This window comes from Streptomyces sp. NPDC025638, assembly GCF_055558775.1.
On record NZ_JBVHLX010000005.1, the window covers coordinates 257,662 to 269,816 of the forward strand.

Sequence of the window (12,155 nt, forward strand, 5' to 3'; positions counted from 1 at the left end):
AGCGGGTACGCCCCTCGTCAGTACCTGGGCTCAACAGCCCTTGATTCAGTTGTGGCCGAAGCTCTTCTTCTGCTTACGGGCAACATCAGCGGGGCTGCCCTGGATGTTCGCCGCCGGAGACTCGTGCGCCTCCGTCGACGTCCGCTGCGCCTGCTCGCGGGCCTGCTCTGCCTGCGACGCGCGGGTCTGCGGGCCACCCTGCTTGCGGTTCTTGTTCTTGGCCATGGTGATCTGCCTCCTGTGGGGGATCTAGGGGCCAGGGCCGGAATCAGATTCACATAGCCTGACAAGAGGCGCATGTCGGATAATTACCGTCTGTGACAGGGCTGGTCGGCGAACGAGGCCCCGAAACGCCACGCCGAAGATCGAGTTCGGGCCGTTAACCCCCGCGCAGTCGGGCAGACTCGAATCAGGCCCGAAGCAAACCTCCGGGGAAGAGGGTGAGTCGTGTGGACCGATGCATCGTCCTGGTGGACGCCGGGTATCTGCTGGGGGCCGCAGCCAGCCTCCTCGCCGGAGAACCCTCCCGCTCCCGCATCACCGTCGACCACACCGCGCTCATCCAGGCGCTGCGCGAGCGCGCCGAGGCCGACACCGAGCGGCCGCTGCTGCGCATCTACTGGTTCGACGGCGCCCCCGACCGCGTCCCCCAGCCGGAGCACCGCAGGCTGCGCGTGATGCCCCGGGTCACCGTCCGGCTCGGCGCCCTGACCCGCAGCGACGGACGCTGGGCGCAGAAGGGCGTGGACGCCGCCATGCACGCCGAGCTGACCGAACTGGCCCGCAACCGCGCCTGCTCCGACGTCGTCCTCGTCACCGGCGACGGCGACCTGCTGCCCGGCATGATGGCCGCCAAGGAGCACGGCGTCGCCGTCCACCTGTGGGCCGTACAGGCCGCCGACGGCGACTACAACCAGTCCGAGGACCTGGTCGCCGAGGCCGACGAACGGCGCGTCCTGGACCGTACGTGGATCACCAGGGCCGTACGCGCCAAGGAGCTCACCGGCATCTGCGCGCCGCCGCCCGCGCCCCGCCCCGAGATCGCCGCGATCCTCTCCGCGCCGCTGCCCGAGTCCTCCCTCGCTCCGGCGCCCGAGCGGCCGCCGGAGGAGGGCGAACACGCGCCCGCCGCCGCGGTCTCGGAGAACGGCACCCAGGAACGGGTGCCGGCCAAGGGCGTGCCCACCCCCAAGGACCTCGCCGCGCTGCGCGCCCCCGGCGCCCAGCCCGCCCAGCACCCGGCGACCGCGACCCTGCGCTGGTCCTCCGACAAGGGCTGGGTGGACCGGCCGGGCGTGGCCGCGGAGCCGGCCGATGCCGCCTCCATGCCGATGCTGGCCCAGCTGACCACCGCCGAGCAGCGGTGGGCCGACCGGGAGGAGGACATCACCACGGTCGGCGGCGACCCGTACGAGGTGGGACAGGTCTTCGCCCGGCGGTGGATCTCCCGGCTGAGCGATCAGAGCCATCTGCAGAAGCTGTCCGGCATGTATCCGCGCATCCCGCACCGCATCGACGGCGAGCTGCTGCGCTATGCCGCCCGCTTCGGGCTGCTGGCCCACAAGGACGACCAGATCGACGAGCACGACCGTTACGCCATCCGGGCAGGCTTCTGGCGGGAGATCGACGTCCCCACGGCCGCGGAGCATGCGCCCGCTGGAGAATGAATCGAGGTAGGAGGCCCCAAAGGCGAGTAAAGGTCCCGGACCCCGTACTCTCGTGCTTTGTGAACACGCGCTCGGCACAGGCTCCACGGCATTCCGGTGACGTCGTGTGCGCGGTGCGCGGGCTGACCAAGACCTACGCGGCCGTACGCGGACGGCGCGGGGCACCGGACGCGCCCGAGGTGCGGGCCACCGACGGGGTGGAGCTGGACGTCCGGCGCGGTGAGATCTTCGGACTGCTCGGGCCGAACGGGGCCGGCAAGTCCACCCTCGTACGCCAGCTGACCGGGCTGATGCGACCCGACGCCGGCAGGGTCGAGATCCTCGGCCACGACATCGTGCGCCACCCGGAGCGGGCCTCGCGCATCCTCGCCTACCTCGGCCAGGAATCCACCGCCCTCGACGAGCTGACGGTCTCCCTCGCCGTGGAGACCACCGCACGGCTGCGCGGACTGGACCTCGGGCGGGCGCGGGCCGAGCGGGACGCCGTGCTCCACGAGCTGGGGCTCACCCCGATCGCCGGGCGGGCGCTGAAGAAGCTGTCCGGCGGGCAGCGACGGCTCGCCTGCTTCGCCACCGCGCTGGTCGGGGAGCGGCCGCTGCTCGTGCTCGACGAGCCGACCACCGGCATGGACCCGGTGGCCCGGCGCGCCGTGTGGACGGCCGTCGACCGGCGGCGCGCCGAGCGCGGTACGACCGTGCTGCTGGTCACCCACAACGTCATCGAGGCCGAGACCGTGCTGGACCGGGTCGCCGTTCTCGACAGGGGCCGGGTCATCGCCTGCGACACGCCGGCCGGGCTCAAGGAGCGGGTCGACGGCGAGGTGCGCGTCGAGCTGGTGTGGCGGGAGCGGGCGCCGCTGGAGGTGCCCGAGGTCGCCCGGCTGCGGGAGCGGGCCGTGGAGGCCGGCCGCCGCTGGACGCTGCGGCTGGCTCCCGAGGAGGCCCGCGCCGCCGTCGCCACGGTGACCGGCGGGGCCGCGTTCGCCGCCCTGGACGACTTCACGCTCGCCACGCCCAGCCTGGAGGACGTGTATCTGGCGCTCGGTGGCGCCGCACGGCAGGGGCTGGTGAAGGCGTGAGCGGTGGAGAGCCGTATGCGTATGGGACGGCGTGAGATCCGTGGCGGAGAGGAGCGGTTCCAGGTGAGTGTCGTACCCGCCGAGGTTCTGCAGGGCAGTGCCGTGGCCGTGAAGGACACGGTGAAGGGCGCGGCCGAACTCGCGCCGGCCGCCCGGCTGTGGCCGTCACTGGCGGCCGTGTACCGGGCGCAGCTGTCCCGCGCGCGGGTGGCGCGGATCCCGCTGCTGTTCGTGGCGACGTTCCAGTCGGTCGGCATCATGATCATGATGCGCGGGGTGGTGGACACCCGCGTCGAGGCCCAGTCCGTGGTGGCGGGCGCGTCGGTCGTGGTCGTGGCGTACGTCGCGCTGAACCTGCTCGCCCAGTACTTCGGACAGCTGCGGGCCGGCGGCGGGCTCGACCACTACGCGACGCTGCCGGTGCCACCCGCGGCGGTGGTGCTCGGAGCGGCGGGGGCGTACGCGTCCTTCACCGTGCCGGGAACGCTGGTGACGGCCGGGTTCGGCTGTGTGCTCTTCGGGCTGCCGCTGACCAACCTCTGGATCCTGGTGGCCGTGATCCCGCTCGCCGGCGCCGCGCTCGCCGGGCTCGGCGCCGTCTTCGGACTGCTCTCGTCACGGCCCGAACTGGCCACGCTGCTTGGTCAGTTGGGGATGTCGGCGGCGCTGCTGCTCGGGGTGCTGCCGCCCGACCGGATGCCGGAGCTCGTGCGGCTGGCCCGGGACCTGCTGCCCTCGACGTACGGCGTGGAGGCCTATGCGCGGACCTTCGGGGCGCATCCCGACTGGGCGTTCGTCATCGCTGACCTGGGCGTGTGCGCCGCCGTCGGGGTCGTCTCGCTGGCCGTCGCCACCTGGGCGTACCGGCGGGCTGCCGTCCGATGACGCGCCGCACGGGCCGACCTGGCACGATGTCAGGGTGACCGCACCGCTGACGCCGCCTCCGCCGCCGCACGACCAGTCCCCGCACCAGGCCTGGCAGGCGCCGCCGCCCGCCGGGGCGGTGGGAGGTGTGTACGAACAGGACGGTCCCGGAATGAAGACCGAAGTGCGCGACGCGGCCGTGATCACGCTGACGGTGGCGCTCGGCGGGGTGGCGCTCGGTCTGCTGTGGCTGTGGCTGGCTCCGCACGTGCCGCTGGTCGGGGACCAGGTGGGCCGGGGCTGGGTCGTCTACATCAAGGACACCGAGGGGGAGCAGGCGATCGGGGTGGACGGAACGTTCACGCTGCTCGCCCTCGCCTTCGGAGCGGTCAGCGCGATCGTAGTCTTCCTGCTCCGGCGGCGCGGCGGTGTGCCGCTGGTGGTGGCGCTGACCGTCGGGGGCCTGCTCGGGGCGCTGCTCGCCTGGCGGCTCGGGGTGTGGCTGGGGCCCGCCCAGAACGTCCTCGCCCACGCCAAGGAGGTCGGCAAGGGCGTGACCTTCTCGGCACCGCTGAAGCTGGGGGCGAAGGGCGCGCTGCTGGCCTGGCCGGTGGCCGCGCTGGTGGTACACCTCGGCCTCACGGCCCTGTTCGGCCCACGGGACCCGGACCGGTACGAGGAGGGCCCGTACCCACAGGGTCCGTACGCGGCACCGCCCGCGTAGAGGGCTCGGGCGTTTCGCTCCGGGGGCGCGCGCTTCGGCCCGGGCGATCTTGTCTACGAGTGCCGGGTGGACTGGGTGGTGCGGGCCGGTGGACGTGCTGGTGGTGTGCGTCGGGCTCACGGCGTTCGAGGGTTCTGGACTCGTACCCGCAGGGGTTGTACGCGGCGCCGCCCGCGTAGAGGGCTCCGGCCGGGCTGGGGCGTGCTGGTCGGTGCCGCTGAGGCTGGGGGTGAAGGGCGTGTTGCCGGCGTGGCCGGGTGGCCGTGCTGGTGGTGTGCGTCGGGCTCACGGCGTCCATGGGTTCCGGACCCGTACCCGCGGGGACCGTACGCTGCACCACCCGCCCCGCTCCGGAAGCCCCCGTTTCGGGCCGCGTCGTCTCGTCCCCCAGCGCCGGACGGGCTCGGTCGTGCCGGCCGGCGCTGAGGGGGCGGCTTCTATGCCGGGCGCCTCCCGTGGTTCGAGCGGCCCTTCTTGATGCGCCACTTGCGTTTCCGGGTTTTCTTCGACATGTCCCTCGTACTTAACCGAGGACGGGGCGCCCGTCGAGAGGTCAAACGCGCCCGATGGGGGCCAGCGTCGCCCCGGTGAGGCCGGCGAGGTCCGCGGGGGACAGTTCGACCTCCAGGCCGCGGCGGCCTGCCGAGACGCAGATCGTGGTGTGCGCCGAGGCCGACGCGTCCAGGACCGTGGGGAGCTTCTTGCGCTGGCCCAGCGGGGAGATGCCACCGCGGACATAGCCCGTCGTGCGCTCGGCGAGGACCGGGTCCGCCATCGCCGCCCGCTTGCCCCCGACGGCCGTCGCCAGGGCCTTGAGGTCCAGGGAGCCCGCCACGGGGACCACGGCCACCGTCAGCCTGCCGTCCACGTCCGCCACCAGTGTCTTGAAGACCCGGTCGGGGGAGACGCCCATCGCCTCGGCCGCCTCCTCGCCGTAGGAGGGGTGGCCGGGGTCGTGGTCGTAGGAGTGGACCGTGTAGTCCACGCCCGCGGCCGTCAGTGCCACCGTCGCGGGGGTGCCCCCGGACTGCTGCTGCTTCTTCGACTTCTTCGCCATCGAGGTTCCGGCCTCAGTTCAGACTCGTCCGGCCGCGCGTCAGGTCCGACGCCGGCAACGACGGCAGGTTACGGATGATGGCCGTCTCCGAGCGAAGGAGTTTCAGCTCGTCCCGCAGGCGGGAGGCGGTGTCCGGGGCCTGGAGCAGGCGCTGCTTCGTCGGGGTGTCCAGCATCATCGCCGCCGCCACGAGATAGGAGACCACCGCCGGTTCGTCCGGGAGTTCCGCGCTCGTGGACAGGGAGCGTTCCCGCGCGCCCGCCAGGCGCTTCTGGTACTGCCGGAAGGCGCGCAGCACCCCCTCCGCCAGCGCGCCCGCCTCATTGCCCGGCTCCTCCGGCAGCTCCTCCAGCTCGGCCGTCAGGAACGCGCCCGAAGAGTCCACCGACAGCAGCCGCACCCGGGTCGTGCCGGTCGCCAGCACCTCGAAGGTGCCGCCCGACCGCTCCCGGATGGTCGCCGCGTCGGCCACGCAGCCCACCGCGTTGAAAGCCTTGGCAGGGTCGGCGCCGAAGCCCGCCGCCGGGCCGAGCTCGGGCATGGCCGTCGGGTCCGGCATGCCCGGTGCGCTCGGCGCCACCTCGTGGCCGTCGCGGATCGCCACGACGGCGAACCGGCGCGGCTCGTCCTCGGGGGTCTTCAGCAGTTCGCGCATCATGGCGCGATAGCGCTCCTCGAACACGTTCAGAGGGAGCACGAGCCCCGGGAACAGCACTGAGTTCAGCGGGAAGAGGGGGAGACGGACGGTGGTCACGGCGCCACCCTAATGGTCACCGGCGTGGGCATGTCCGCCGTGCCCGGTCCGTGGGCGCCGGGGGCCCGGGTCCAGCCGCGTCCGTGGCGCCGGGCGGGCCGTCGTCAGGAGTTCGGCGCGCAGCCGCAGGAAGTGGCCCAGCGGGTCGTCCGACAGCCGGTCCCAGGGGAAGGACGTGGCATACGGGCCGATCAGACGCAGCTGGGCCAGGGCGTCCTGCCGGCGGTCCAGCGTGACGAGGACGTACATCAGTTTGTTGCGGATCTCGGCCGGCCAGGGGTCCGCCGCGGGGAACCGGGCGGACAGGTCGATCGCCCGGTCGGCCGCCGTCTCCAGCCGCTCCCGTGCCACCTCGGCCCCGCAGTCGTCGGTCAGATAGCCGAGGGCCGCCCGCACGGGCAGCGCCTGGACCAGTGAGTCCGGCGGGGCGTCCTGCGCGGCCAGGTCGGCGAAGTCGAAGCACTCGCGGTGGGAACCGTGCCAGGAGGCGGCCAGATAGCGCAGGGCCGCCGTATGACAGCCGTAGTGGTGCGGGGCACGCCGGACCGCGGCGCCCCACAGCTCCTCGAAGTACTTGGGCCCGGCGTGCGAGCCCCGCGCGTGGTCCAGCGCGATCCGCCAGGGCACCGGGTCGCGGTCGTCGGCGCGCGCGGCGGCCGTGATCAGCGGGCTGACGTTGCGCAGCAGCTCGGCGCGGGCCGGTGACGGCCAGGCGCGGTACACCGCCAGCTGGGCCGCGATCAGCAGCCCGCCGTGGTCGTCCGGGGCTTGCCTGCGCCACTCCTCGAACCACTCGGCACGCGAGCGGGCGAAGGCGGCCAGGCGCCGCGTGTACCGGTCGCGGTTCTCCCACTCGGCGGCCGCGCGGGTGGCGGCCAGCAGCTCGGCGGCGGCACGGAACTCGCCCCTGCCGGCCGCGACGAGGGCGGGGCCGAGGCGGTCGTCGGGCGCGTCGAGCAGCACCTCGTCATCGACCGGTGGACCGGCCGGGAGCGAGGCGATCCTCTTCATCCGGGTGGGGCGGATGAAAGCGGGCAGCAGAGCCATGGTGTCGACCATTGAAAGTCCGCAGGTCCAGGACGCGCCAGGGGGTATGCCCAACCCGAGGAAAGTTGTACGCGCACCGGTCAAGGCCGGGTAAAAGGTGACTGTTCCATTCCTGTTGAGTACCTGCCAGAGGGCACCTGTCGCACAGCCGGTTCCGACGGGCCCCTAGCGGCGTCTGAGCAGTCGTGTCGCCCCCGCCGCCACCGTCGTCGCGAGGATCCAGCCCAGGAGGATCATCGCCGCGGACAGCCACTGCCAGCCGCCGCGCAGCTGCCACTGGCCCACCTGGCCGAGGTCTATCACCGGCAGCAGCAGATCGAGGGCGAACAGTGCCGGGTTCCAGACCGGGTGCCCGCCGGGGTTCATCGGCGGATGGCCGGCGTGCGCGAAGGCCAGTGTGCCCGCCGCCCACAGCACCGCCATCCACACGGCCGCCCGGCCCGGCCGGTAGCCGTAGGCCACCGTCCAGTCCTGGGCGTATCCCCACAGCTTGGCGGCCGGCGGCAGCGTCTCGCGGCGCCGGCGCTGCTTGGCGAGCAGCACCTCGCGGGCGTCCTCGTCCTCGCCGGCAGCGCGCAGCACGGCGGCGAGCCGCTCGTACGGCTCCGGGTTGTACTCGGCGGTCGCCGCCGCCACCCAGTCCAGCCGCCGGTTCAGCGGGAACGGGCCCTGCGGCACCAGGTTCTCGTACGCGAAGCCGCCCATGTGCAGATTGCCCGGCCCCGGCCAGCCGGCCGCGCGGTCCACGAGGTTGACGGTCCGCGCGCCCGACAGCACCACCTTGCCGCGCTGCGGCGCGTCCCCGAGGAAGCGCAGCTCGGGCGTCTGCACCCGGCGCAGCGACAGCTCCTGGTCGTCGGTGAAGGTGAACCGCGCCCGCTCCAGGTCGACCGCGTCGCCGAACCGCCCGTCGTCCAGCCGCACCCCGCCCTGGCACTCGAACCGCTGGATCCGTGTCCCGCGCGCGGGAGTCGTGCCGCTCAGCAGCGGGCTGCCGACACCGGCCGGGGTCAGATACAGCGTGCGCTCCACCGTCAGCTGGGGCGCGTTCAGGGCGAGCCGCGAGTACGGGTTGAGCAGCCGGGCGCCGCGCAGGCTCAGTGAGACCCCGATCTTGGCTCCGCGCAGGCTCAGCTCGCCGTGCGACTCCAGGAGCTCCGCCTGTAAGTCCTGGCCGACGGTCACCCCGTCCCCGGCGATCGAGCGGCCGCTGCGGTCCCGGTACACGATCGCCTGGTTGAGCAGCAGATCCGTGCCGATGTGCGCGTCGGTCAGCCGGACACCGTTGTGGAAGCGGCAGCGCGGCAGATGCAGATCGCCCTCGGTGTGCACCCGGGCCGCCTCCAGCCGGGGCACCGAGCAGTTCACGAACCGCGCGGTCGTGAAGCGGGCCTCCGGCAGCAGGACCTCCTGGTCGAAACGGCAGTCCCGCAGCTCCAGATACGGCATGACCGTGCCGCCCGCCAGGTCCAGGGCGCCGGTGACGCGCACGCCGACGAGCTTCAGCGAGGACACGCGGCCGGCCAGCGCGGGCGGACCGTCCAGGAGCAGCCAGCACAGGATCCTCGCCCGCACGGTCCGCTCCGGTCCCCAGGGGTGACCGCCGTGCGGGTCGTCCACGACGGCGTCCCCGCTGCTCAGGTCGTACACACTGCCGTTGCGGAAGGCCTGCCACATGCCGGCCTCGGCGGCGGTCAGATCGTCCGGCAGGTCCCCGGCGCGCAGGCCGGCCCCCTCGGTCACTGCTTTTCCTTCTTTCTCAACTACTCGCGACTTTCTCAACTACTCGCGAGTCGCAACTGTGTACAACCGTTCATGCCCGCTGAGTGACGTCCCGAACGCCAGACGTGAAGCGGATCTTCCGGGTTCCCGGCCGGGTTCTGTATCAGCCATTGATACGCGCGGACGACGGCCGACGCCGGTCTGAGAGAATTGGGGCTGTGATCTCCCGAATCGATCTGCGCGGCGACGCCCTTCCCGAGGGACCCGCCCTGCGCGACCTGCTGCCCCGAGCCGACTTCGACGTTCAGGCCGCCCTTGAGAAGGTGCGTCCGATCTGCGAAGCCGTGCATCATCGGGGCGACGCGGCGCTGATCGACTTCGCGGAGAGGTTCGACGGTGTACGGCTCGAATCCGTACGGGTCCCGGCGCAGGCGCTCGCCGACGCCCTGGAGTCCCTCGACCCGGCCGTACGGGCGGCCCTGGAGGAGTCCATCCGCCGGACCCGCCTCGTGCACCGCGCCCAGCGTCGTACGACCCACACGACCCAGGTCGTGCCCGGCGGCTCGGTGACCGAGAAGTGGGTGCCCGTGGAGCGCGTCGGCCTGTACGCGCCCGGCGGCCGTTCCGTCTACCCCTCCTCCGTGATCATGAACGTGGTCCCGGCGCAGGAGGCGGGCGTCGGATCGGTCGCGCTGGCCTCACCGGCCCAGGCGGACTTCGGCGGCCTGCCGCACCCGACGATCCTCGCCGCGTGCGCGCTGCTCGGCGTCGACGAGGTCTACGCCGCGGGAGGCGCCACCGCCGTCGCGATGTTCGCGTACGGCACCGAGTCCTGCGCCCCCGCCAACATGGTCACCGGCCCCGGCAACATCTGGGTCGCCGCCGCCAAGCGCTTCTTCACCGGCAGGATCGGCATCGACGCGGAGGCCGGCCCCACCGAGATCGCCGTCCTCGCGGACGACACCGCCGACCCGGCGCACGTGGCGGCCGACCTGATCAGCCAGGCCGAGCACGACCCGCTCGCGGCGGCCGTGCTGGTCACCGACTCCGTCGAGCTGGCCGACGCGGTGGAGAAGGAACTGGAGCCGCAGATCGCGGCCACCCGGCACATCGACGACCGGATCGTCCCCGCGCTGCGCGGCAGGCAGTCCGCGATCGTGCTGGTCGACGGCGTCGAAGAGGGCCTTCGGGTGGTCGACGCGTACGGCGCCGAGCACCTGGAGATCCAGACGGCGGACGCGGCCGCGGTCGCCGACCGGGTCAGGAACGCCGGCGCGATCTTCATCGGCCCCTGGGCGCCCGTCTCGCTGGGCGACTACGCGGCAGGCTCCAACCACGTCCTGCCCACCGGCGGCTGCGCCTGCCACTCCTCGGGCCTGTCCGTCCAGTCCTTCCTGCGCGGCATCCACATCGTCGACTACACGAAGGACGCGCTGGCCGAGGTCGCGCACCACGTGGTGACGCTCGCGGAGGCGGAGGACCTGCCCGCGCACGGCGCGGCGATCAAGGCAAGGTTCGGGTGGAAGGTACCGACGAGCAAGTGAGCTTCGGAATCGACGATCTCCCCGTACGGGACGAGCTGCGCGGCAAGTCCCCCTATGGCGCGCCCCAGCTGGACGTGCCCGTACGGCTGAACACGAACGAGAACCCGTACCCGCTGCCCGAGCCGCTGGTCGAGCGGATCGCGGAGCGGGTGCGCGAGGCCGCCCGCGATCTGAACCGCTACCCCGACCGGGACGCGGTCCAGCTGCGCACCGAGCTGGCGGCCTACCTGACGAAGACGGGCAAGTACCCGCTCGGCATGGCGAACGTCTGGGCGGCCAACGGCTCCAACGAGGTCATCCAGCAACTGTTGCAGACCTTCGGCGGACCGGGCCGTACGGCGATCGGCTTCGAGCCGTCGTACTCGATGCACCCGCTCATCGCGCGCGGCACGGGCACCGGCTGGATCTCCGGCCCCCGCAACGAGGACTTCACCATCGACCTTGCGGCGGCCGAGCGGGCCATCGCCGAGCACCGGCCCGACGTCGTCTTCATCACCACCCCCAACAACCCCACGGGCAACGCGGTCCCGCCCGAGACGGTGCTCGCGCTCTATGACGCGGCGCAGGCGGCCAAGCCGTCCATGGTGATCGTGGACGAGGCCTACATCGAGTTCAGCCACGGCGACTCGCTGCTGCCGCTGCTCGAAGGCCGGCCGCATCTCGTCGTGTCGCGGACCATGTCGAAGGCCTTCGGCGCGGCGGGTCTGCGGCTCGGCTATCTCGCCGCGCACCCGGCGGTGGTGGACGCCGTACAGCTCGTACGACTGCCGTACCACCTGTCGGCGGTCACCCAGGCGACCGCGCTGGCCGCCCTGGAGCACACCGACACGCTGCTCAAGTACGTCGAGCAGCTCAAGTCGGAGCGGGACCGGCTGGTGAGCGAGCTGCGGGCGATCGGTTACGCCGTCACGGAGTCCGACGCGAACTTCGTGCAGTTCGGCCGGTTCGAGGACACCCACGCCGCCTGGCAGAAGATCCTCGACCGGGGTGTCCTGGTCCGGGACAACGGCGTACCGGGGTGGCTGCGGGTGTCCGCCGGAACCCCGGAGGAGAACGACGCGTTCCTCGACGCGGTACGTGACATGAAGAAGGAGCTGGACGCATGAGCCGCGTTGGACGCGTGGAGCGGACCACCAAGGAGACGTCGGTCCTCGTCGAGATAGACCTCGACGGCACCGGGAGGACCGACATCGCGACGGGCGTCGGCTTCTACGACCACATGCTCGACCAGCTCGGCCGGCACGGTCTGTTCGACCTGACCGTGAAGACCGACGGCGACCTGCACATCGACTCGCACCACACCATCGAGGACACCGCCCTCGCGCTGGGCGCCGCCTTCAAGCAGGCGCTCGGTGACAAGGTGGGGATCTACCGCTTCGGCAACTGCACGGTGCCGCTGGACGAGTCCCTCGCCCAGGTCACCGTCGACCTGTCCGGCCGCCCGTACCTCGTGCACACCGAGCCCGAGAACATGGCGCCGATGATCGGCCAGTACGACACCACGATGACCCGGCACATCCTGGAGTCCTTCGTCGCCCAGGCACAGATCGCACTCCATGTGCACGTGCCCTATGGGCGCAACGCACACCACATCGTGGAGTGCCAGTTCAAGGCGCTGGCGCGGGCACTGCGCTACGCCAGCGAGCGTGACCCGCGCGCGGCGGGCATTCTGCCGTCCACGAAGGGTGCGCTGTAAA

The 12,155-nt window shown here is 72.3% G+C and carries 12 protein-coding genes; 7 read left to right on the forward strand and 5 right to left on the reverse strand.

Annotated elements, in window-relative coordinates; all coding sequences use genetic code 11:
• Positions 1-45: 45 nt before the first annotated feature.
• Positions 46-225 carry a hypothetical protein gene (locus ACZ4EG_RS15210; RefSeq protein WP_390709137.1) on the reverse strand — a complete coding sequence of 60 codons (180 nt, stop codon included), beginning with the start codon at positions 223-225 and terminating at the stop codon, positions 46-48.
• A 224-nt stretch (positions 226-449) separates the two neighbouring features.
• Between ACZ4EG_RS15210 and ACZ4EG_RS15215 the strand changes: the two genes are divergently transcribed.
• The 4 genes from ACZ4EG_RS15215 (at position 450) to ACZ4EG_RS15230 (ending at position 4,334) form a co-directional block, all read left to right on the forward strand.
• A complete protein-coding gene (locus ACZ4EG_RS15215) occupies positions 450-1,667 on the forward strand; it encodes an NYN domain-containing protein (RefSeq protein WP_467790941.1) in 1,218 nt (405 codons plus the stop codon).
• Between the two features lie 104 nt (positions 1,668-1,771).
• Positions 1,772-2,746 carry an ABC transporter ATP-binding protein gene (locus ACZ4EG_RS15220; protein WP_467791118.1) on the forward strand — a complete coding sequence of 325 codons (975 nt, stop codon included), beginning with the start codon at positions 1,772-1,774 and terminating at the stop codon, positions 2,744-2,746.
• A gap of 63 nt (positions 2,747-2,809) precedes the next feature.
• Positions 2,810-3,631: an ABC transporter permease gene (locus ACZ4EG_RS15225; RefSeq protein WP_467790942.1), complete on the forward strand. Its 822-nt coding sequence runs from the start codon at positions 2,810-2,812 to the stop codon at positions 3,629-3,631.
• Between the two features lie 34 nt (positions 3,632-3,665).
• Positions 3,666-4,334 (forward strand): AAA family ATPase, encoded by a 669-nt coding sequence (locus tag ACZ4EG_RS15230; RefSeq protein ID WP_467790943.1) that lies wholly within the window; start codon positions 3,666-3,668, stop codon positions 4,332-4,334.
• 553 nt (positions 4,335-4,887) lie between these two features.
• Here ACZ4EG_RS15230 and ybaK read toward each other — a convergent pair.
• The 4 genes from ybaK to ACZ4EG_RS15250 form a co-directional block, all read right to left on the reverse strand.
• The gene (gene ybaK, locus ACZ4EG_RS15235) at positions 4,888-5,391 is read right to left on the reverse strand and encodes a Cys-tRNA(Pro) deacylase (RefSeq protein ID WP_467790944.1); all 504 of its coding nucleotides are present in this window, start codon (positions 5,389-5,391) and stop codon (positions 4,888-4,890) included.
• 13 nt (positions 5,392-5,404) lie between these two features.
• Positions 5,405-6,145, reverse strand: a complete 741-nt coding sequence (locus tag ACZ4EG_RS15240) for an LON peptidase substrate-binding domain-containing protein (protein ID WP_453548025.1) — start codon at positions 6,143-6,145, stop codon at positions 5,405-5,407.
• Between the two features lie 9 nt (positions 6,146-6,154).
• A complete protein-coding gene (locus ACZ4EG_RS15245; RefSeq protein WP_467790945.1) occupies positions 6,155-7,204 on the reverse strand; it encodes a hypothetical protein in 1,050 nt (349 codons plus the stop codon).
• 153 nt (positions 7,205-7,357) lie between these two features.
• Positions 7,358-8,935 (reverse strand): oxidoreductase, encoded by a 1,578-nt coding sequence (locus ACZ4EG_RS15250; RefSeq protein ID WP_467790946.1) that lies wholly within the window; start codon positions 8,933-8,935, stop codon positions 7,358-7,360.
• A 197-nt stretch (positions 8,936-9,132) separates the two neighbouring features.
• On the opposite strand from ACZ4EG_RS15250, the gene hisD reads away from it, so the two are divergent.
• From hisD to hisB, 3 genes are read left to right on the forward strand one after another with little or no spacing between them, the layout of a single operon-like run.
• The gene (gene hisD / locus ACZ4EG_RS15255) at positions 9,133-10,458 is read left to right on the forward strand and encodes a histidinol dehydrogenase (RefSeq protein ID WP_453548032.1); all 1,326 of its coding nucleotides are present in this window, start codon (positions 9,133-9,135) and stop codon (positions 10,456-10,458) included.
• Positions 10,455-11,564 (forward strand): histidinol-phosphate transaminase, encoded by a 1,110-nt coding sequence (locus ACZ4EG_RS15260; protein WP_453548034.1) that lies wholly within the window; start codon positions 10,455-10,457, stop codon positions 11,562-11,564. Before hisD ends, ACZ4EG_RS15260 begins: the two co-directional genes overlap by 4 nt.
• Positions 11,561-12,154, forward strand: a complete 594-nt coding sequence (gene hisB / locus ACZ4EG_RS15265) for an imidazoleglycerol-phosphate dehydratase HisB (protein ID WP_467790947.1) — start codon at positions 11,561-11,563, stop codon at positions 12,152-12,154. The genes ACZ4EG_RS15260 and hisB overlap by 4 nt, the downstream gene beginning before the upstream one ends.
• Position 12,155: the final 1 nt, after the last annotated feature.

What these genes read in the sequence shown, in the direction of transcription:
- ybaK (WP_467790944.1), bottom strand. Translation starts at nt 5,391, where the DNA reads ATGGCGAAGAAGTCGAAGAAGCAGCAGCAGTCCGGGGGCACCCCCGCG.
- ACZ4EG_RS15210 (WP_390709137.1), bottom strand. Translation starts at nt 225, where the DNA reads ATGGCCAAGAACAAGAACCGCAAGCAGGGTGGCCCGCAGACCCGCGCG.
- ACZ4EG_RS15245 (WP_467790945.1), bottom strand. Translation starts at nt 7,204, where the DNA reads ATGGTCGACACCATGGCTCTGCTGCCCGCTTTCATCCGCCCCACCCGG.
- hisB (WP_467790947.1), top strand. Translation starts at nt 11,561, where the DNA reads ATGAGCCGCGTTGGACGCGTGGAGCGGACCACCAAGGAGACGTCGGTC.